Source organism: uncultured Shewanella sp. (genome assembly GCF_947497935.1).
Taxonomy (GTDB): Bacteria; Pseudomonadota; Gammaproteobacteria; order Enterobacterales; family Shewanellaceae; genus Shewanella.
Genome location: NZ_CANMIO010000003.1, coordinates 151,997 through 171,432 on the forward strand (window position 1 = coordinate 151,997; position 19,436 = coordinate 171,432).

The window sequence follows — 19,436 nt, forward strand, 5'->3', positions numbered from 1 at the left end:
TTTCAGTGCTATTCGCTTATCCCATTAATTTCGTTCAATCATCCCAATTAAAGGCTGATCCGCACTCGTCCAGTCTCTGTGATTGCCGAGCGAATACAAAGCACTAAAGTGGTCGATACCGAAACCGACAAGGTAACGAAGATAGCCACAGAGATCACCAGTTGATACTTGATGGCGATGAGCGGATCCACGCCTCCTAAAATCTGTCCCGTCATCATGCCTGGCAGCGTCACTAAACCCATAGTGGCCATGGAGGCTAAAATAGGCGCGAAGGCTTGCTGCATCGCCGTTTGTACAAATGGCAAACTCGCCTGACTCGGTGAAGCGCCCAGCGCTAGTGCTCCTTGATACTCTGACTTTCTATCATTAAAGGCACCAAACAGTCGCTGCAGTGCAACAATGTTGCCGCTTAAACAATTACCCAGCAACATACCTGCGGTAGGAATTAAATATTGCGCAGTATAAAGAGGTTCTGGTGACAATAGATAAACTAGCATCAACCACAAAATGGGAAACATCCCCAAAGCTAGGCCTGAGAAAACCGGCAGATAAAGTAACTTCTTTGGTAATTTAGCCTTACTGATAATCGCACTCGAGCCCACAAGTAACATTACCAGTAGCCATGCAACATTGACCCAAAGGTTATCGAGTATGAATAGATACTGCAGATACAAACCCACCAGCACCAGCTGAGCGGTCATACGGATCACCGCCCATGCCATATCACGGCTTAAGCCTAATTTAAAATACCGTCCGATTGCCAAGGGGATCAATAGCACCAGCATAAATAGGCCTAACTGCAGCCAAGCTATATCCATTTATATTTATCTCTTAAACAACAAAATCTGTGGCCTAATATAACCAAACTATTTGCCTTGCGGTAGCAGCATTTCCGCGGCCACTAGCACCACATTAGCTTTGGTGAATATTCACCCATTGAGAAAAACTTGATCAATATCTAATGAATTCCGGTTTTGCCTTGCTAGACTCAAAACACTTTTTGCTATTTTAGAAACTAAGATTATGAAGCAGCAGTTACTTGAGCGATTCTTAAGCTACGTCAGTTTTGACACCCAATCTGACGGCCAAAGCCCGAATGTACCTAGCACTCATAGCCAATTTGTATTTGCTCAGCATTTACGTCAAGAGCTTGTCAGCCTTGGGTTTGAAGATGTACAACTTTCAGATAAAGGTTATTTAACCGCTACGGTGCCAGCTAATGTTGAAAACGCACCTAGCATAGGTTTTATCGCTCATTTAGATACAGCCCCCGATTACAGTGGCAAAAATGTTTCACCTCAAGTGATTGAAAACTATAACGGTGAAGATATCCAATTAGGCCTTGAAGAGGTATTGTCACCGAAGCAATTTAGCAGCCTAAACCAATATATTGGCCAAACGCTTATCACGACTGACGGAACAAGCTTGTTAGGTGGCGATGATAAAGCTGGGATTGCCGAGATCATCAGTGCACTGCATCATCTTCTGACTCATCCTGAGATCCCCCACGGCAAAATTAGGCTCTGCTTTACCCCAGATGAAGAGATTGGCCGCGGCGCCGACCACTTTAACGTTGATGGTTTTGGCGCACAGTGGGCCTACACCGTTGACGGTGGCCAAGTCGGCGAACTTGAATACGAAAATTTTAATGCCGCCACTGCAATCATTACAGCGACAGGTAACAACTGTCACCCAGGTACGGCTTACGGCGTGATGGTTAATGCCCAAACCATCGCGGCACGCTTTCACGCAAAAATGCCATTAAAAGATACACCAGAGCATAGCCGCGATTATGACGGTTTCTTCCACCTACTCGGTATGGAAGGCGTGACAGAAAAGGCGACTCTGACTTATATTATTCGTGATTTTGACTTTGAATTGTTTGAACAGAGAAAGCGCTGGCTCACTGAGTTAGTGGAAAAATATAATGCCGAACTCAGCATAGGTCAGCTGACAATAGATGTTGAAGATTCCTACTTGAACATGAAGCAACAAGTGTTGCCACACCCGCATATTATCGACATTGCCAAACAAGCGATGCAAAACTTAGGCATTGAGCCGATCATTAAGCCTATTCGTGGAGGAACCGACGGCTCCCGCCTCTCCTACATGGGACTCCCTTGCCCTAACCTATTTACTGGCGGCCATAATTTCCATGGCAAGCATGAATATGTATGTGTCGAGTCTATGGTGAAAGCAACCGAGACTATTATTGAAATAGCCAAACTTACGGCTCAGCACAAAGCATAGCGGTTGCTATAACCACACTAGCTAATCTAGTTTTAAAAGGTCTGATTTTCAGGCCTTTTTTATTGTCGTAAAATGATACTCTCAGGCCAAAAGTAAATAGTATTTGCTTCCCCCTGTACACACTCTAAACTGACCCTATTCCCTCTCTTAGCTAAGACTGAAATGAACGCTGCAATCATAGGTTCCACAGGACTTATCGGACAACACCTGCTACAGAAGTTAATCGACTCGGGTCAATATGAGAATATTCTAGTACTCGGCAGAAAACAGCCCCAATACCGAAGTGAGCGTGACACACAAGTCTGCTTTGTATCGTGTCAATTAAGTGAGCTTCACAGCCTAGAACTCCCCTTTACAATCGAACACGCCTTTTGCTGCTTAGGTACCACGATCAAAAAAGCTGGTAGCCAAGCCGCCTTTGTTGCGGTGGATAAAACCGCCTGTATCGACTTCATCGCTAAGTGTGGGGCCAACTATAATTTCGTGGTAACGGCGCTCGGGGCAAACAGTCAATCAAAGACCTTTTATAATCGCGTCAAGGGTGAAACTCAAGAGGCGCTTGCTGCGATAATCACTCAGGCTCAGCAACCTACATCAACTAAACGTTTGTGGCTATTTCAACCCAGCTTACTGCTAGGTGAACGCGCGGAAAAGCGCATATTAGAAGATCTGGGTAAGCTGCTATCTAAGCTTATCTCGCCTCTGTTTATTGGCTCACTCAAGCAGTATCGTCCTATCGAGGCCGAGAGGGTGGCGAGTGCTATGTTAGCGCATGCAGTGTCTGTACAAGCCGAACCAGCACAAGCGGCAAATACATCACAATCGACACCAGCTCAGCTTGTTACCCTAGTGGCGAATAATGACATGCTCTAATCCTGTAATGCTTTAATACACGAGCCTATGCCTGATAACTATTGACTCGCTCCCCATGAGATCATTTAAAATAGCGGCCTTTCCCGTTCGATATCGAGAGCTTGTTTGAAAATCAGTCAGCGCCTAAAACAGATAAATACCATGATAGGTTCAAGATACGACCATATTTGGGACTGCTGCTGTGATCACGGCTTACTTGGCGCCGCGCTATTAACGAGAAAGGCCGCTCACAACATCCACTTTGTTGATGTCGTGCCAAGCCTAATGCTTGAAGTCGAGCAGAAGCTGCAGCGCTTTTACCCTAAAACCACAATTGATTCGAATCATAGCCAATGGCATGTACACTGCCTCGATGTGGCTAAGCTGCCGTTAGCCGACAAAGCGCAGTGCCAGTTGATTATCATCGCTGGTGTTGGCGGCGAACTTACCATCGAGCTGGTTCAGCAGATTATAGCCAATCATCCTGAACATACTCTTGAGTTTATTCTTTGCCCCGTGCATCACATCTATAAGGTGCGCATGGCTATGCAGCAGCTAGGTTTAGGTCTGGTCGATGAGCACTTGATGCAAGAGAACAAACGCTTTTACGAGATCTTACACCTATCGACCGCTAGCCAAGTACCGCTGAGTCCAGTGGGGTCCCGTATGTGGGATTTGAGTCGTGAGCTTGATAGGGTTTATCTGCAACAAAGCCTTAAGCACTATCAAAGAATTGAGCAAGGCCTATCGAAAAGCCAACTCAGTACTAAACAACAAGCAGAGCAACAAACTGAAAAAAACTTTATTAACACTGTTATCGCTGATTATCAGGCATTACATGCCAGCATCTAGCTTTGCTATTGGCCTTTCCCACTTTTAACTAATGAGTTACTCAATGCGCCTGTTAAAATCCACTATTCATGCCGATATTGCTCACCTTACCGCAGATGAACTTACGGCTAAAAGCTTTCACCGCCAAGCCGCTCGCGGCATCATTTTAAAAGGTGAAGAGATCTTGATGCTCTATACCGAGCGCTATCATGATTACAGCATTCCCGGCGGTGGCGTCGATGAGGGCGAGGATATCCGCTGTGGACTCATTCGCGAACTAGAGGAAGAAACGGGGGCGCAGCATATCGAGATCATCAGTGAATTTGGTCGCTATGAAGAGTTTCGCCCTTGGCATAGAGATGGTTTTGAGGTGGTGCATATGGAATCGTTCTGCTTTGTTTGCGATATTCATGCCGAGCTCGGTGAGACCAAATTAGAAGCCCATGAGATCCAAAATGGTATGACGCCAGTTTGGATCAACATCCATCAAGCCATCGCCCATAACGAACACACCATGGCTAATAGCCCTAAGAAAGGCATGTCTATCGAGCGAGAAACCTTTCTACTAAAGCAGATCGTGGCAGAGCTTCTATAAGCAATTGTGCATTTAGGCATAATATCGAAAAGCGTGGACTTATCACTCATCCACGCTGTACTCACTATTTGTCGTCTTGAAGTTTCACAACCGCTAATTCAAGCCTTTTAATCTCTCGAGTTGTCGCATTACGATTCATCTCGTTATAGATCCACATCTTTATCGCGATCTGCATCATACTTGCTAAGAGCAGAGTCACGCCCCACTTAATTAGCGCCACCGGACTGACGACCACAAAAAAGAATTGATAGCCTGACCATAACATCAGCAAGCTCAGTAGAAAGGCAATTATGCTCATTAATATCATCCAGCCCCCCAAACGCCCCTTATAAGCATCGCCTAACATGCCAAATAGGCTAGGATCGCTTTTAAGCTGACTATTTATCTGCTCAGACTCTTTTAGTAATTGCTTGCGGATTTTCTCATCGATATCCATAACTTTTCTCCAATTTCTAACTGGCTTTTTATAACGGCCTTGCTCTAACAGTCTTGCTCTAACAATTGCTTTAATCGCTCTCTGGCTCTAAACAAGCGCGATTTAACCGTGCCATGTGGGATCTCAAGCACCTTGGCGATATCCTTTAAGCTAAACTCTTCAAGATAAAACAGATGGATAACTTGTCCCTCAATACTGGGGAGCTTGGCAATCGCTTTAGCTAAATCACGATCTTCAAACTTGTCATCACTGAAAAAAAACGCAGTTTCTACCATTGGCTGGTAACGCTTTTGCTGCTTGCTCATATCGAGCACTTGCCAGCGAACCAGCTTAAACACCCAAGTGTTGATAGCGCCTGGATCCCGAAGCTTATTTACAGTTTTAGATAACCTAAGTAACGCATTATGCACAGCATCTTCAGCCAGATGCACGTCACCACAGAGCTTAACCGCAAAGCTAATAGCACCAGGATAAAAATGCTGACATAAGGCAGAAAATGCATCACGGCTTCCCGTCTGTGCTTCCAATACCCAAAGTTCTATCTGAGTCTGTGATATGCCGATAAAGCCGCTCCCTTAGCTGTTTTTAATAAAGACGATGCAACGGAGTAAAAGGTTCACACAATTTTTATTTAACTCTTTTCCATATAAGTAAAAAGGGAGCTTTTGCTCCCTTCTCCCTGCCCCTGTGGCGATTAAAGCCTAAAAGAATAAAACTTAAAAATAGACGAACAAGTTGATGATCATGGCATTGATAATATCGATAAAGAAACCGCATACCAGCGGCACGATAATAAAGGCTCTATGAGCCGCACCATACTGCTGAGTCACCGCCGTCATATTTACAATCGCCGTCGCAGTCGAGCCTAAAGTCACGCCACCAAAGCCTGAGCAGATCACCGCCGCCTCATAGTCTTTACCCATCATTCTAAATACCACAAAGATGGTAAAGACTATCGATAACAATACCTGTACGGCCATGACTACCGAGATATAGAGCAAGCTACCCTCTAGCTCCCAAATCTTAAGACTCATCAAAGCCATAGTCAGGAACATACCCAAGCAGATATCTTGAATAAGCGACAAGCCCTGAGACGCATCGTCTAAATAGGCTCTATCCTTGACCTCTCTGCGATTTAGAATGGCTCTTCCTATATTACCTATGATAATACCCGCCAGTAGGCAGGCGACGAACATAGGTAGCTTAACTCCAGCCTCTTGCAGTGCCAGATCGATAAAGTAGCCAATAATCAAGGTAACGTTTAGCCATAGCCAGGCGCGCAATACCCCAAAGTAGTCCACCTTAATATGTGATGAGCCCGCCTGATGGCTAGTACCAATATCGAGATCTGAGTCATGATTAGCTTGAACCTTATGGCGTTTCATCAAATATGCCGCAATAGGACCACCAATCACACAGGCCGAAATCAGTCCTAGCGTATTAGATGCTATGCCCAGCTCACTGGCATTAACGATACCTAGCTCCTCAACGAATGTTGGCGTCCAGGCCATAGCGGTACCCACACCACCTATGAGAGAAATCGAGCCTGACATCAAGCCAGCCTTAGGATCTAAACCAAATAGAGAAGCGATGGTAACCCCAGTAAAGTTTTGCAAGAAGATGAACACACTCGCTAGGGTAATTAAGATCAGTAGCGGCTTACCGCCCTTTAATAGGGTGGCAAAGTCAGCTTTCAAGCCGATACCAGCAAAGAAATAGAGCAATAGCACATCACGGACTTCGAGATTAAACTCGATCTGAATATCGAAGGCATAATAAAGAATACCCACGATAGCGGCGCAGGCAAAACCACCCACCACGGGCTCAGGGATACTGTATTTTCTGAGTAACTCGTATCGAGAGATAATACTTTTACCGATAAATAGCGCAATTATCGCCAAGGTAAAAGAGACAAAGTCTTTTATTTCAATTAGCTGTGGTTCCATGACAATCGATTAATCCCTTTATGTGAGTAAAATAAGAAGGAGCTAAAATGAGTCTTCTCCTCTCTCGCTAACGACAAAGCCCGCACCAATTAACGTCCTCACGAGCAGAACAAAGTAATCGGCAGCCCTTAATACAGATAACATCATAGAGGCATTAGGCAAATTAATCACCCCGATATTTTACAATCATTTAACCTAATTCCATCGGCGCGTATTCACCAACGCGGTCGCTGCCCCTCTGGTGCAAGCCCCCTCGCTATACAAGGCAAGGGATCACAAATGCCCTAGCAACAAAGCGGCAAACTTGCAAAGCAATATCGGAAGATATAGGTTGAACCATTAAAAATGTTAACAAATCGATAACCACAGGTTTTGCGTCTGAGCAAAAACAATACAATTTACAGCAAATAACTTGGTCGGACTTGTGATCCACTTCTCTTTAGTTGAATACTTTTTATACCAATCAGGGAGCGTTTATCTAAGGAAGGAAGTCACCAACATCATTGAAGGCAGCAGACTTATGTTCAAATCATTATCATCACGTATATTCGTTGGCTTATTTGCCGGCTTATTACTCGGCACACTTTTCCAATACGGCTTTGGTGAAACCAGCTTTGCCAATACCACCCTTGTCGATATCGCATCCGGCGCTGGCAGTATGTTTGTCCAGCTCATCATGATGCTAGTTGTACCACTGGTATTTTTCAGTATCGTTAGCGGTATTATCGAGCTGAAAGATCTCAAGTCATTCGGCCGACTCGGCAGTAAGACGTTTGGCTTGTACCTAGTCAATACCGTTATTGCGATTGCCGCAGCGATTGGTCTAGCACTACTTATCGCTCCAGGACAAGGCATGCAACTAACGGGTGAAGACGGCGCAGCCCTTACCTCAACCAGCTTGCCTAGCTTTATCGATATGATTGTTAATATTATTCCAAGTAATCCATTTCAGGCTTTTGCTGACGGTAATATGTTGCAGATTATCTTTATGGCACTGCTCACAGGCGGCATCATTAAGGCCCTAGGCGAAGATGTTAAACCTATAGTGACCTTCTTCAAGTACGGCAACAAAGTCATGCTTAAGGCGATTACCGTTGTTATGCAAGTCGCGCCTATTGGTGTGTTCGCGTTAATGGTTAAACTGGGTGCGACCTTCGAGCCATCGGCATTTGTCAGCGTCTTAAGCTACATGGCGGTGATCTTAAGCTTATTAGCCGTTTGGGCTCTAGTGGTTTATCCGGTAGTTGTTGGCATGACAACCAATATCTCAGCTGGTGAGTTTCGCCGTAAAACCCGTGAGCAGTTTCTGTTTGCCCTTTCGACGGCAAGTTCGAATGCCACGATTCCAGTCACCATGCGTACCTTAACTGACAAACTTGGCGTAAAGCCTAGCGTTGCAGGCTTTGGCGTACCTATGGGCGCAACCATGAATATGAGTGGTGTTGCCATATATATTACGGTCGCCGCTTTCTTTGTCGGTAATGCCTTTGGCTACCCTATCACCACAGATCAAATTCCAGCGCTCGCCTTTAGTGTATTCCTCCTGTCTATTGGTGCAGGTGGCGTGCCAGGTGGCGGCATTGTGATGATCGGTGTGCTTATTCATCAGATGGGCTTACCTGTGGAAGCTATCGCACTCGTTGCAGCACTCGACCGTATCATCGATATGTTCTGTACCAGTACCAATGTTGTAGGTGACTCCGCTGTGGTCAGTATTGTCGACCACAGTGAACAACATGAGTTAACTCCTGCATCGTCACTGGAACTGGATGCGCAAACGCGTGCATAGTCGCGATTAGCGTCAATAACGACAGAAACGAAAAAGGCACCGCAAGGTGCCTTTTATTTACTTTAAGCTTTGGTTACTTTGCGTATTCAACCGCAATGTTCGCTGCTAGTTTAGCGTTATTGAACACAAGCTCAATATTGGCCGCTAGGCTTACACCTTTAGTGGTTTCAGCCACTTTAGCCAATAGGAATGGCGTTGAAGCCTTACCTGAAATGCCTTTACTGTCCATTTCTGCAACGGCATCGACAATCACTTGATCGATCATCGCACGGTCCAGCTGATGCGCTTCAGGAATTGGGTTCGCAACAACGATGCCGCCTTTAAGATCCATATCCCACTTAGCTTTCATTGCCGCAGCAATTTGTGCTGGTGTATCAAGTTGGTAGTCAACACCAAACTCGCTCTCACGAGTATAGAAAGCAGGTAGTGTGCTAGTTTGATAACCAATAACCGGTACACCTTGAGTTTCTAAGTACTCTAGAGTTAGGCCGATATCTAAGATTGACTTAGCACCCGCACAAACAACCGTTACATCAGTATTTGCTAGCTCTTGTAAGTCAGCTGAAATATCAAAAGTCTGCTGCGCGCCGCGGTGAACGCCACCAATGCCGCCTGTAGCGAATACTTTAATACCGGCCATCTGCGCCAAAATCATAGTTGAAGCAACCGTTGTTGCACCGTCAACGCCTTTAGCGACGATAAACGGAATATCGCGGCGACTGGTCTTAATCACATCTAGACCCGCTTTACCTAAGTATTCAATCTCTTCATGGGTCATACCCACTTTAAGACGCCCCTTTAGGATTGCGATTGTTGCAGGTACTGCACCGTTGTCACGAATGATCTGCTCAACTTTAAGCGCCGTTTCTACGTTTTGCGGATAAGGCATACCGTGAGAAATGATGGTCGATTCCAATGCAACCACAGGCTTACCTGCTGCTAATGCTGCTGCAACTTCTGGATTAATATCTAGGTACTGCTCTAACATAACGACTCCTTGATAACGCGCTTAACGGTAATTTCAGACATATTAGGGTTTATTGTGGCTAAGTGAGACAGCGCGACGACTGCAGCTCCTATAGCAAATTGAGTTGACTCTTCAGTGCTCCACTGCTGGATCCAGCCGTGGGCAAGACCCGCAAGAAATGCATCACCCGCACCATTGGCATTGACCATAGACACTGTCATAGCGGGAACTAAGGCTTGTACGCCCTCATCGCTATAAAACACGCCATCGCCACCTAAGCTTAAGAAGATGCGCTTCACGCCTTGGCTGTGGAACCAGTTCGCCAGTTCAGGCAGTTGATCATGGCTATCGATGCTGATCCCTGACAGCTGCTCAGCTTCTTTAAGGTTAGGTTTTAAGGTGTGGACTGAACTTAAGAAAGGCTTAATTTTTTCGGCTTTAGCACAGGAAACCGTATCGACAAAAATCGGTCTATCTGAGAAGTTACTTAACAGGTACTCCAAAGACTCCGCCGATAAGTTGGCATCGACAATAATCAGCTCGGCTCGGCGTAACACTTCTTCATGGGTCTTTAGCACAGCAACGCTGAGTTTTTCCAAAATCGCCATATCATTAATGGCAACATGCATATCGCTATCGCCATCGAGCACAGATAAATAGGTCGAAGTAGCAAACTCATCTAACTGAATACAGGCCTTCATATCGACACCCGCCTGTTGGCACTGAGTCATGATCATCTGACCATAGGTATCTTTGCCAAGCGCACTAATCAGATGAGTATCTGAGCCTAGTCTGGCGAGGTTTTCTGCGATATTGCGGCCCACGCCACCGGGTGAGCAAGTTACGCTACCAGGATTAGAGTCGCCAACTTGTAGGGTATGTAAAGGACGGCCAAGAATATCCATATTGGCACCACCGATCACGATGGCATAGCGAGATTCAGCTAGGATATAGCCTTTACCTTTAATCACGCCTTTATGGGTAAGATTCATGATGTGACCAGCCACTGCAGAGCGGCTGATCCCCAGTTGTTCGGCAATACTTTGCTGCGGGATCAACGGGTCTTGTTTAAGTAGTGCTAGTATCTCGAGTTCGCGTTCTGTCATTATTATTATCCAGTCGACACGGCCAAACAAACATTTGTTTGGATACCAAACTTTTGTTTAAACTTGTACCGAGGATATGCTTAATTAATTGATTAATCAAGAGCGGCAATGTTTGATTGGAGGAAATTGTGATCGAGATGCTTAAAGGATATTAGCTTAAATAACGCTAAATTAGACGCTGATTAACAACCTATCATCTGCAGACAAATAGAGTGTTCTCGCCATTTAAACGGCGCGAACACAGTCAGATCAAGCTCTAAGGGAGAGCAACGGCTCTGCTATTTAATGAGTGATAACTGGAGATGAGGCGCTTTGATTTAATAGAAAAATGCTAATAATGGATACAACTAGATATGACGGCTGGAAGTAAAATTAATATCGATGAGTACAATAAAAGGCCGATACTCACACTCCAGAAGGACTGTCTCACAAAGAGCTGTCTTCCCTGTAACTGTGAGTATCGTAAACCTATTATCTATCTTCTCACTCTTCGCACTCTAAACAAGCACTAAACCTTAACGCTAAGTACTTGTTCTAAGGCTTAATCTAAGTGCTTGTTCTAAGTGCTAGAGCACCATGGTTAAATAGCCTAATACCAGCACTATCATAGAGGTGAGTGCATAAGGTACAGGGTAGCCAACCGCTGGCATATCGCTTTGACAAACATCTTGAGCCCCCTTCATTGCAGGCGTGCTATTACGTCCACCGGCACAGGCGCCAGCCAATATCGCGGGGTTCATCTTGCGGAAATACAAGCCATATAGCCAAGCTAACAAAGGAGGAACAAGCGCAGCGGTTAAACCAAGAGCCGCAATTTTAATCACCACAATACCTTGAAATGAAGCCAGAATCTTAGGGCCAACCGTTGCAGCAAGTACCGCGACAAATAAGCTTAAGCCGATATCTTGTAAGAAGCTTCTTGCGCCTTCACTCATAGGCCCACCAAAGGTTGGGTTACGAGTCCTTAAGAAAGAAAATATAATCCCGGTTAGCATACAACCCGCAGAGGTGCCTAATGCAAAAGGGATCCCACCTAAGGTAACGCTAAAATGTCCGCAAACATAACCAATCAGCAAGGATAAAGCTAAGTAAAAGGTTTCCGTTAATGTACTTTCTACTATCGGTGTACTATTTAACTTTTTAGCGACTTGCTGAACGCACCAATCCGATCCTGCAATCCGTAATACATCGCCAACTTCAACCACTGCTTGCTGTGCAACTGGCAACTGATGTCCTTGACGAAACAGCGCTTTAATATAAACGCCGAAGCCTATCTCTTCACTTATTTGACTAATCGTTTTACCGGTATAGTTAGATTTACCCAAGTGAACATCGGCTACTTCAATATCGACGTTTCTTGCTCTAGGTTCATCTACCTCTGCCCCCACCGCTGCGCCATCGGCAATCAAAGTATTGTAGTCACCACGAATACCAATAACATCACCTAAGGCGAGTTTGGGATTATCTGCAGCATCGAAGACTTGCTCGCCACGAACCACTTTTAAAACCGCAGCATGGGGAAACTTCTTAAACAGTGACTCAACGCTTTGGCCAACGAGTTCTTGGTGCTCGACTCGATAAGCACGAATATCTAATGGTAGGACTCCAATATTTGAAAAACCATTCGTACTTGGCAGCGCTTCAACATCATCACCAACACCAAATTCCGCTTCAGCCTCTTTACCCGCCTTAACGGGATCGATACCAAACATCGCAGGTAAATACTTAATAAGTAGAATAATAAAAACACTGGATAAGACATAGCTAATAGCATAGCCCGCAGCAATATTCGCGCTCACTTGATCTAAGGTCATTCCTGCAGGCGCCTTAAACGCACCAGATGAAATAGCTGATTGAGCTACCCCCATAACGGCTGTTACCGTGTAACTGCCCGAGATAATTCCTGCAGCATAACCCGGTGCTAAACCGAGTAATTTTGCTCCGAAAAATACAATAAGAAAGTTACTAAAGACTACTATCAAGCCTATGACCACAAAATCTAGTCCACCTCTAGCTAGGCCCGAGAAAAACTGCGGCCCTACCTTCATGCCTATAGCATACATAAACATCATCAAGAAAATGTCAGATACTAGGCCGGGTTCTTCGATTTTCAAGCCATATACAGAAAAAGCCGTCAGGGCGATAGCGACACCAACGACTAAGGTTCCGGCTGTTGAACCTAGCGCAACACCTTTGATTGATATTTTTCCAAGTGGATAACCGATAGCAATGGCTAAGAACAGAAACACAAAGGGATTATGAGCGATATAACTAAACACAAAACTGAATAACTCAGAAATATTCATCATCATTTCTCATACTAAACGGAATGAAAAAAGGCCATCTTTGTAGACGGCCTTTCGACTAGTTAACCATGATTAAAGCCTGATGACTCTTTGGCATCACTACCATGTGAAATTGGGTGTTCGGCAAAAAATTCGACACAGTGCTTCAAATCAGCCACCAGTAAGTCCGCTTGATCCCGGCTAAATCCATGCCGTACCAGAATACGCATAATGACTAAATCCTCTCTCTTAGGCGGCATGGCATAGGCCGCAATCTGCCAGCCTCGAGAACGGATACGATCAGAGAGATCAAACAAGTTAAACCCAGGGTCAACGCCCTCTTTTAACGACCAACTCATTGCTGGGATCCCGTCATGACCATCATAAATGATCTCGAACATCCCCAGTTTCTCAATCTCACTCGATAGGTACTGGGCGGTGTCGTAGCAAGCCTGATGGATTTTTCTATAGCCTTCTTTGCCTAAACGCAAAAAGTTGTAGTATTGCGCCACTATCTGGCCGCCAGGTCTTGAGAAATTCAATGCGAAGGTAGGCATATTGCCACCAAGATAGTTCACGTTAAATATCAGGTCTTCATCTAACGCTGACGCATCGCGCCAAATAACCCAACCCACACCTAGAGGACTTAAACCAAATTTATGCCCTGACGCATTAATCGATTTTACCCTTGGCAATGTAAAGTCCCACTCTAGTTCTGGTTGGCAAAATGGCGCTAAAAAGCCTCCACTAGCGGCATCTACGTGCATTGGAATATCCAATCCAGTATCTTTTTGCAGTTTATCGAGCGCGTCATGCACAGCCTTAACGGGCTCGTATTGACAAGTAAACGTCACTCCTAAAGTCGGTACAACGCCAATGGTATTTTCATCGCAGCGCTTAATCACTTCTTCTGCATTCATGATTAAACGATCGCCTTCCATCGGGATTTCACGTAACTCTATGTCCCAATAGCGCGCGAACTTGTGCCAGCAAACCTGTACAGGTCCACAAACCATATTGGGCTTATCTGTTGGTTTACCTAATGCTTTCATTTTTTTACGCCAAGCCCATTTCAATGCCATACCACCGAGCATCGCAGCCTCGCTTGAGCCAGTGGTTGAGCAACCTAAGGTGTTTTCGGCATCGGGGGAGTTCCATAGATCGGCAAGCATATGCACACAACGGGCTTCAAGTTCAGCTGTTTGAGGATACTCATCCTTATCGATCATATTCTTATCGATACATTCATCCATCAATTGATGAACTTCATCCTCAACCCAGGTTTGGCAAAATGTCGCTAGATTTTGACGCGAGTTTCCGTCCATCATCAGCTCATCGTGTACGATTTGGTATGCATGGCGAGGATTATTCTCTTGCTCTGGCATCTTGTATTTTGGCATGGATAAAGCTAAGTCTGACGATGAGTAGATATCATCTAAGAGGTCATCTCGCACAGTATCTTTTGAGTGAAGAGGCATTATATTTTACTCCAATGAATTAAATAAAATTTCCTACGAGCTGGCGATGGTCAGCTGATGTAACCAACATAGAAGATAGTGCACACCACCGCAACACTCAACAGACAGTAAAACCAGGAATTAATCAAAAGTTAATCCAAAAAATAAGATTAAGTGTAAATACCAGCTAAAAACAACAAGAAATAACCAAGTGGCAACATTTTAAACCGCACAACCTATCTCTAGAGAAGCAAAAAAACCAACAAATAACTCAGTTATCGTTGGTTAATGTTTAATAAAGTACAAAATTAGTATGAGAGTAGTTGTTATTTATCGCCAATTTTAAATTGGCTGATTTGCAATGCAGATACAGACAAGATTATGGCCGTAATAGTTAACTCTAAATATTATTTTGACAATGAATCAATCATTACACTGTTATTACTAACGACTAAATCCATTACTGTGAATGTCACACTTATTAGAATTTTGATAGAGGTAACAAGATGACTCATTCGACGCCCCGCTCAGCCACCCCTTTAACAATAGTCGCAAATATCACAGCCCATGCGGATAAGGTTGAAAAAGTAAAAGCCGAACTGCTAAAACTGATTGCAATCACTCGAAATGAGCAAGGTTGTTTACAGTATGACCTGCACCAAGATAACGACAACCCAGCTCATTTCACCTTTTATGAAAACTGGGCTTCACGAGAACTTTTACAAGCTCATATGAATGCACAACACTTAAAAGACTATGTCGCGGCAACAGAGGGAATGGTAAAAGAACTTACTCTCACTGAGATGACACTTATCGGCTGAAATTAACGCTAGTCTAGATTAGGTTAGTAGCGCACAACTAAATAAACCCCATAAAGCATGACAGAGAAAGTTCAATAGCAGATTGCACTTAATAGTAGTGAAATAACCAAGGCGAACTCACAAGTGGCTAGGCATCCTCTTCATGCATATAGCCTTCAATTAACCCCATCTGCTCCGAAAGCTTATCGTCTAAATTAGCTATTCGAAAACTGCCATGGGGAAGCCTTTCAAGGCTAATGCTATCGCCAGCGTGTAAATGCAGCTGTTCAACGACCTCTTTTGGTAGCATTAAACCCAGCCCCTCGCCAACCACCTGTACCTTAAGTTCAGCCATAATATCCACCTACTTATCTCTGTTAACCCACTGCTGCTTTTGTTTATCTCGACCTAATATGACAGCACTGTAAACATTATAGCTGAACTCTGCATTTTTCAGTGCTTGCAAACTGCTCACAACGCAAGCGCTGTTTTAACACGCTTGCAGTAAACTGCTGACTCGTATTCGTTTTATCTCTATCCGATATAAATAAACCTTTAAAACGGTACATCGTCTGCCCAAGCTCATCTTTTACACGAGCAAAAACCATTTGCTGAAAATATTCCGCAAGATTTCTATCGATAAACGGACACTTCTTAACTATTGACTCAATACAGTTTTCATACTCCTCATCGCCGTCAAAGCTAATATGATTAAACTGCTGCTCGTTGGGTGATAGCTTTGGGAACCAGAGTCTTATATTAGGATGGCAAGGAGCACCCACCGAGGATCGCAGCCAACCTTTATCGTTATAGTCTAATAGGTTACCGACTTCTGCCCATGCCTCCAGGACGACGTTGTCGCTTACCCTAATAACACTTCGACTCTTTAAATCATTAACTCAGCCTTCTATCCCAAGCTTACTTGTGCTTTCTTAGCTGTGATTACTTACCTGTCATTCCTTGGTGTATATCAGCCACAATCTCATCAACCTGTGCCTTGTTCTATTCAATTGCTAACGAGGCGTCGATACGCTTTAGCTGATGTTCGTCCCCCGTAATAATTTCGAGCCCAGATATTTTATCGGCATCGATTTGTTCAAGAAGGCATTGTTGAACCAATCAAGGCTAATATCGAATGGACGGGTAGCACAGATAACGAATAACTTTTTATAAATAAATAGTTACAAAACTAAAAGGAGAGCTGATGCTCTCCTTTTTCTATGCAGTCGATTTCAAACAAAGCAGAATTACCTGAGATTTAAATCGCTTTAACTAGGCTTATGATGCTTAGTGATAAACCTGTCTAGCTGATTACCGAAAGCTTGCTTCTCACTGGCGCCAATTGCCGCTGGCCCACCGGTTTGTACGCCACTGGCACGCATGGTATCCATAAAGTCGCGCATATTTAGAATCGATTTGATGTTCTGCTCGGTATAAAGCTCGCCACGCGGGTTTAAGGCTACCCCACCTTTATCTATCACTTCTGAGGCGAGTGGAATATCTGCCGTAATCACAAGATCTCCGGCACTCAGTAGTTTAACGATTTCATCATCGGCCACATCAAAGCCCGAAGAGACCGTTTTCAAGTTGATATAAGGTGACGGAGGAATACGCATCCAGTGATTAGCCACCAGCGTCACTTCAACTTTGGCTCTATCTGCCACTCTAAATAAAATCTCTTTAATCACACCCGGACATGCATCGGCGTCAACCCAAACCTTCATTTGCGCTCCTAACTTTGGCTCACTGCCAGAAAAATCTGCAGAAAATTATAACAGCAATTGGTCATTAATCTTAGTCACGTCTTTATGCAAAGTAGATAACAGAGCATCACTGATATATGCTCATCACTTATCGTTAATTCTCAAGCTAGGACGTTACTTTTATGAGTGTGTTTTCTCCTGCATGTTTTGATTTTTTAAACCTACTTTCAGTCAATAACGACAGAGAGTGGTTTAAGGCAAACCAACAGCAATATGAAGACAGTGTTCGCACGCCAGCTCTTAGGTTTATTGAGGCAATGCAGCCACATATTCTTGGGCTGTCGCCACGATTAACCGCAGTGCCTAAAAAGGTTGGCGGCAGTATGATGCGCCCTCAACGTGATAGCCGCTTTAGTAAAGATAAAACGCCCTATAAAACCAATGTAGGCATTCAATTTAGGCATTTTCAAGGCAAAGATGTACACGCTCCAGGGCTTTATTTACACATAGCCAATGATGGCTGCTTTATTGGTGCGGGAATTTGGCACCCTGAATCTACAGCCCTCAACGCCATTCGAAGTTGTATCGATGAAAACCCTAATAGCTATAAAAAAGCACTACGGGAGTTAACTGCCCAAGGGTTTGAGATGCAGGGCAGTAAGCTTATTCGCCCACCAAAAGGCTATGACAAAGAGCATCCCATGCTAGAAGAGCTTAAACGAAAAGACTTTATCGCCATAAAGCCTCTGAGTGTTGAGCAAGTTTGCGCCGCCGACTTTGTCGATGTTTGCGCCCATGAGTTCGCCGCATGTCAGCAAATGATGCGCTACCTTTGCTTTGCATTAGATTTAGATTATTAACGCGCCCTATATAGGTGTATAAGAGCGAGGTGCTTCTATTAAGCGCCTCTACACTCAAGTGTATTCTCTGCTACAATTGCGCCAGTTTTAATTTCCAGCCTAGTTTGGGCGAGTTCAGGCACAATTTAATGGTAGAACCTTCATCATCTCCACAAGACGCTTTTCAAGCACAGACTCCAGCGCAAAAGCGAGCGTTAAGCTATAGCAATACGATTCATCAACTGTTTTTAAATGTGATGACTGAGAAGCTACCTGCAGATCGCATTGTCGGTGAGTACTTTAGAACTCACAAGAAACATGGCTCTAAAGATAGACGCGTTATAAGAGAAAGTCTGTTTGCCCTGTTTCGTTGGTGGGGCTGGCTTAAAAAGGTTCACACTAGTGAACAGCAAGATGCGAGCTGGTTTGCTTGCTTAAGCCTTGTTGCTGAATTAGAAGCGCATAAATGGACTCAATTTAGTGAAGCCTGGCGTGAGTTTGCCAACCAGTCTGCTGAGTTTAATCTAAGCCCAGCCATCCAAGCAATGGCCAGTGTTAGTGACAAATGTGAGTATTTAAACCAGCAGGTTTCTCATATTAGCTTTAGTGATACCGAGTTATTACCAGAGTGGTTTTGGACTGTTTCACAAGTCGATGATGCAGACAAAAAGGCGGTTATCGAAGCCATGTGCTCACGTCCGCCAATCTGGGGGCGCGCGCAAACTCTCACTCAAGAGCAACTGATCGCGTCACTTGCAAACAACGACATTACAGCGATTGCCAGTGAGCACTTTGATGATGCAGTAAGCCTCGGTCATAAGAGTGTTAACCTCAATGCCATTGATGCCTATCAACGCGGCGAGCTTGAGATCCAAGATCTAGGTTCACAGGTTATTGGTCAAATCTGTGCACCGAAAGCAGATGAGCAATGGTGGGATACCTGCAGCGGCGCGGGTGGTAAAACACTGCAACTACGCTCTTTAATGCTAAGACAAGATTCGGCAGCTGCAGGTACGATTATCTCATCAGATATTCGTCGAAAACCGTTAGAGGAGTTGCTAAAGCGCGCTAAGCGTGCAGGATTTGATGGGATCAGTACTGCGCCTTGGAAAAGCGACGATTTACCCGTTAAGGTCAACGCATTCGATGGCGTGTTAGTCGATGCCCCTTGTAGCTGCACAGGTACTTGGCGACGTAACCCGGATATGCGCTGGCTCGATGAGGCAAGCGTCGTTACCGATAAACATGCCCTGCAGTTAGATATCTTAACCCGCAGCGCCAAAGCGGTTAAGCCACAAGGTCAGTTGGTCTATGCCACTTGCTCACTGTCGCCTATTGAAAACGAACAGGTGGTCAATGCCTTTTTAACGGCGAACCCCGAATTTAAGCTACAAGCCCTGACTCATCCATTTACTGGAGAGCAGACTCAGATGCTCACCATCTGGCCCCACGAAGCCGATACCGATGGTATGTTCGTTGCAAAAATGAGCAAGTGCTAACAAGCATCGAGTATTTGGTTAAGACTAAAAACGCCATACTATGTATGGCGTTTTTCTTATGCCGTTTTCAGGCTGTGGTTA

General features: G+C 44.6%; 18 protein-coding genes and 1 pseudogene. 8 read left to right on the forward strand and 11 right to left on the reverse strand.

Annotated elements, in window-relative coordinates; all coding sequences use genetic code 11:
* Positions 1 to 47: 47 nt before the first annotated feature.
* Positions 48 to 818, reverse strand: a complete 771-nt coding sequence (locus tag Q1A86_RS04605; RefSeq protein WP_299803425.1) for an ABC transporter permease — start codon at positions 816 to 818, stop codon at positions 48 to 50.
* 205 nt (positions 819 to 1,023) lie between these two features.
* Here Q1A86_RS04605 and pepT point away from each other — a divergent pair, with 205 nt between their 5' ends.
* The 4 genes from pepT to Q1A86_RS04625 all read left to right on the forward strand — a co-directional run bounded on the left by pepT (position 1,024) and on the right by Q1A86_RS04625 (position 4,528).
* Positions 1,024 to 2,250 carry a peptidase T gene (pepT, locus tag Q1A86_RS04610; RefSeq protein ID WP_299803428.1) on the forward strand — a complete coding sequence of 409 codons (1,227 nt, stop codon included), beginning with the start codon at positions 1,024 to 1,026 and terminating at the stop codon, positions 2,248 to 2,250.
* A gap of 162 nt (positions 2,251 to 2,412) precedes the next feature.
* Complete coding sequence (locus tag Q1A86_RS04615; RefSeq protein ID WP_299803430.1) at positions 2,413 to 3,123, forward strand: NAD-dependent epimerase/dehydratase family protein; 711 nt, start codon at positions 2,413 to 2,415, stop codon at positions 3,121 to 3,123.
* A gap of 105 nt (positions 3,124 to 3,228) precedes the next feature.
* The gene (locus Q1A86_RS04620; RefSeq protein WP_299803433.1) at positions 3,229 to 3,954 is read left to right on the forward strand and encodes a tRNA (adenine(22)-N(1))-methyltransferase TrmK; all 726 of its coding nucleotides are present in this window, start codon (positions 3,229 to 3,231) and stop codon (positions 3,952 to 3,954) included.
* Positions 3,955 to 3,997: 43 nt separating this feature from the next.
* A complete protein-coding gene (locus Q1A86_RS04625; RefSeq protein WP_299803435.1) occupies positions 3,998 to 4,528 on the forward strand; it encodes an NUDIX hydrolase in 531 nt (176 codons plus the stop codon).
* Positions 4,529 to 4,592: 64 nt separating this feature from the next.
* On the opposite strand, the gene Q1A86_RS04630 is transcribed toward Q1A86_RS04625, so the two are convergent.
* The 3 genes from Q1A86_RS04630 to gltS all read right to left on the reverse strand — a co-directional run bounded on the left by Q1A86_RS04630 (position 4,593) and on the right by gltS (position 6,910).
* Positions 4,593 to 4,964, reverse strand: coding sequence for a DUF6768 family protein (locus Q1A86_RS04630; protein ID WP_299803437.1), 372 nt, complete (start codon positions 4,962 to 4,964; stop codon positions 4,593 to 4,595).
* Positions 4,965 to 5,008: 44 nt separating this feature from the next.
* Positions 5,009 to 5,491, reverse strand: a complete 483-nt coding sequence (locus Q1A86_RS04635) for an RNA polymerase sigma factor (protein ID WP_299803439.1) — start codon at positions 5,489 to 5,491, stop codon at positions 5,009 to 5,011.
* A gap of 189 nt (positions 5,492 to 5,680) precedes the next feature.
* The gene (gene gltS, locus Q1A86_RS04640; RefSeq protein ID WP_299803441.1) at positions 5,681 to 6,910 is read right to left on the reverse strand and encodes a sodium/glutamate symporter; all 1,230 of its coding nucleotides are present in this window, start codon (positions 6,908 to 6,910) and stop codon (positions 5,681 to 5,683) included.
* Positions 6,911 to 7,430: 520 nt separating this feature from the next.
* Here gltS and Q1A86_RS04645 point away from each other — a divergent pair.
* Positions 7,431 to 8,699, forward strand: coding sequence for a dicarboxylate/amino acid:cation symporter (locus tag Q1A86_RS04645; protein WP_299803442.1), 1,269 nt, complete (start codon positions 7,431 to 7,433; stop codon positions 8,697 to 8,699).
* 73 nt (positions 8,700 to 8,772) lie between these two features.
* Here Q1A86_RS04645 and Q1A86_RS04650 read toward each other — a convergent pair whose 3' ends face one another.
* From Q1A86_RS04650 to Q1A86_RS04665, 4 genes are all read right to left on the reverse strand, one after another.
* Complete coding sequence (locus Q1A86_RS04650) at positions 8,773 to 9,687, reverse strand: pseudouridine-5'-phosphate glycosidase (RefSeq protein ID WP_299803445.1); 915 nt, start codon at positions 9,685 to 9,687, stop codon at positions 8,773 to 8,775.
* Complete coding sequence (locus Q1A86_RS04655) at positions 9,681 to 10,772, reverse strand: PfkB family carbohydrate kinase (protein ID WP_299803448.1); 1,092 nt, start codon at positions 10,770 to 10,772, stop codon at positions 9,681 to 9,683. Before Q1A86_RS04655 ends, Q1A86_RS04650 begins: the two co-directional genes overlap by 7 nt.
* A 566-nt stretch (positions 10,773 to 11,338) precedes the next feature.
* Positions 11,339 to 13,084: a transporter gene (locus Q1A86_RS04660; protein WP_299803450.1), complete on the reverse strand. Its 1,746-nt coding sequence runs from the start codon at positions 13,082 to 13,084 to the stop codon at positions 11,339 to 11,341.
* Positions 13,085 to 13,140: 56 nt separating this feature from the next.
* A complete protein-coding gene (locus tag Q1A86_RS04665) occupies positions 13,141 to 14,535 on the reverse strand; it encodes a glutamate decarboxylase (RefSeq protein ID WP_299803452.1) in 1,395 nt (464 codons plus the stop codon).
* Between the two features lie 485 nt (positions 14,536 to 15,020).
* Here Q1A86_RS04665 and Q1A86_RS04670 point away from each other — a divergent pair, with 485 nt between their 5' ends.
* Positions 15,021 to 15,335 carry a putative quinol monooxygenase gene (locus Q1A86_RS04670; RefSeq protein WP_299803454.1) on the forward strand — a complete coding sequence of 105 codons (315 nt, stop codon included), beginning with the start codon at positions 15,021 to 15,023 and terminating at the stop codon, positions 15,333 to 15,335.
* Positions 15,336 to 15,462: 127 nt separating this feature from the next.
* Here the strand turns inward: Q1A86_RS04670 and Q1A86_RS04675 are convergent, their stop codons facing one another.
* The 3 genes and pseudogenes from Q1A86_RS04675 to Q1A86_RS04685 form a co-directional block, all read right to left on the reverse strand.
* On the reverse strand, positions 15,463 to 15,669 hold the full coding sequence (locus tag Q1A86_RS04675) for a hypothetical protein (RefSeq protein ID WP_299803457.1): 207 nt from the start codon (positions 15,667 to 15,669) through the stop codon (positions 15,463 to 15,465).
* A gap of 76 nt (positions 15,670 to 15,745) precedes the next feature.
* Positions 15,746 to 16,189: pseudogene (locus tag Q1A86_RS04680) on the reverse strand (hypothetical protein); the annotation flags it as partial.
* Positions 16,190 to 16,582: 393 nt separating this feature from the next.
* Positions 16,583 to 17,038, reverse strand: coding sequence for a YaiI/YqxD family protein (locus tag Q1A86_RS04685; protein ID WP_299803460.1), 456 nt, complete (start codon positions 17,036 to 17,038; stop codon positions 16,583 to 16,585).
* Positions 17,039 to 17,199: 161 nt separating this feature from the next.
* Between Q1A86_RS04685 and Q1A86_RS04690 the strand changes: the two genes are divergently transcribed.
* Both Q1A86_RS04690 and Q1A86_RS04695 read left to right on the forward strand, forming a co-directional pair.
* Positions 17,200 to 17,877 carry a DUF2461 domain-containing protein gene (locus Q1A86_RS04690; protein ID WP_299803462.1) on the forward strand — a complete coding sequence of 226 codons (678 nt, stop codon included), beginning with the start codon at positions 17,200 to 17,202 and terminating at the stop codon, positions 17,875 to 17,877.
* Between the two features lie 128 nt (positions 17,878 to 18,005).
* The gene (locus Q1A86_RS04695; RefSeq protein ID WP_299803464.1) at positions 18,006 to 19,355 is read left to right on the forward strand and encodes an RsmB/NOP family class I SAM-dependent RNA methyltransferase; all 1,350 of its coding nucleotides are present in this window, start codon (positions 18,006 to 18,008) and stop codon (positions 19,353 to 19,355) included.
* The last annotated feature ends 81 nt before the right edge of the window (positions 19,356 to 19,436 follow it).

What these genes read in the sequence shown, in the direction of transcription:
- Q1A86_RS04665 (WP_299803452.1), bottom strand. Translation starts at nt 14,535, where the DNA reads ATGCCTCTTCACTCAAAAGATACTGTGCGAGATGACCTCTTAGATGAT.
- Q1A86_RS04695 (WP_299803464.1), top strand. Translation starts at nt 18,006, where the DNA reads ATGGTAGAACCTTCATCATCTCCACAAGACGCTTTTCAAGCACAGACT.
- Q1A86_RS04625 (WP_299803435.1), top strand. Translation starts at nt 3,998, where the DNA reads ATGCGCCTGTTAAAATCCACTATTCATGCCGATATTGCTCACCTTACC.
- Q1A86_RS04675 (WP_299803457.1), bottom strand. Translation starts at nt 15,669, where the DNA reads ATGGCTGAACTTAAGGTACAGGTGGTTGGCGAGGGGCTGGGTTTAATG.
- Q1A86_RS04650 (WP_299803445.1), bottom strand. Translation starts at nt 9,687, where the DNA reads ATGTTAGAGCAGTACCTAGATATTAATCCAGAAGTTGCAGCAGCATTA.
- Q1A86_RS04615 (WP_299803430.1), top strand. Translation starts at nt 2,413, where the DNA reads ATGAACGCTGCAATCATAGGTTCCACAGGACTTATCGGACAACACCTG.
- Q1A86_RS04660 (WP_299803450.1), bottom strand. Translation starts at nt 13,084, where the DNA reads ATGATGATGAATATTTCTGAGTTATTCAGTTTTGTGTTTAGTTATATC.
- Q1A86_RS04655 (WP_299803448.1), bottom strand. Translation starts at nt 10,772, where the DNA reads ATGACAGAACGCGAACTCGAGATACTAGCACTACTTAAACAAGACCCG.
- pepT (WP_299803428.1), top strand. Translation starts at nt 1,024, where the DNA reads ATGAAGCAGCAGTTACTTGAGCGATTCTTAAGCTACGTCAGTTTTGAC.
- gltS (WP_299803441.1), bottom strand. Translation starts at nt 6,910, where the DNA reads ATGGAACCACAGCTAATTGAAATAAAAGACTTTGTCTCTTTTACCTTG.
- Q1A86_RS04645 (WP_299803442.1), top strand. Translation starts at nt 7,431, where the DNA reads ATGTTCAAATCATTATCATCACGTATATTCGTTGGCTTATTTGCCGGC.
- Q1A86_RS04605 (WP_299803425.1), bottom strand. Translation starts at nt 818, where the DNA reads ATGGATATAGCTTGGCTGCAGTTAGGCCTATTTATGCTGGTGCTATTG.
- Q1A86_RS04690 (WP_299803462.1), top strand. Translation starts at nt 17,200, where the DNA reads ATGAGTGTGTTTTCTCCTGCATGTTTTGATTTTTTAAACCTACTTTCA.
- Q1A86_RS04630 (WP_299803437.1), bottom strand. Translation starts at nt 4,964, where the DNA reads ATGGATATCGATGAGAAAATCCGCAAGCAATTACTAAAAGAGTCTGAG.
- Q1A86_RS04670 (WP_299803454.1), top strand. Translation starts at nt 15,021, where the DNA reads ATGACTCATTCGACGCCCCGCTCAGCCACCCCTTTAACAATAGTCGCA.
- Q1A86_RS04685 (WP_299803460.1), bottom strand. Translation starts at nt 17,038, where the DNA reads ATGAAGGTTTGGGTTGACGCCGATGCATGTCCGGGTGTGATTAAAGAG.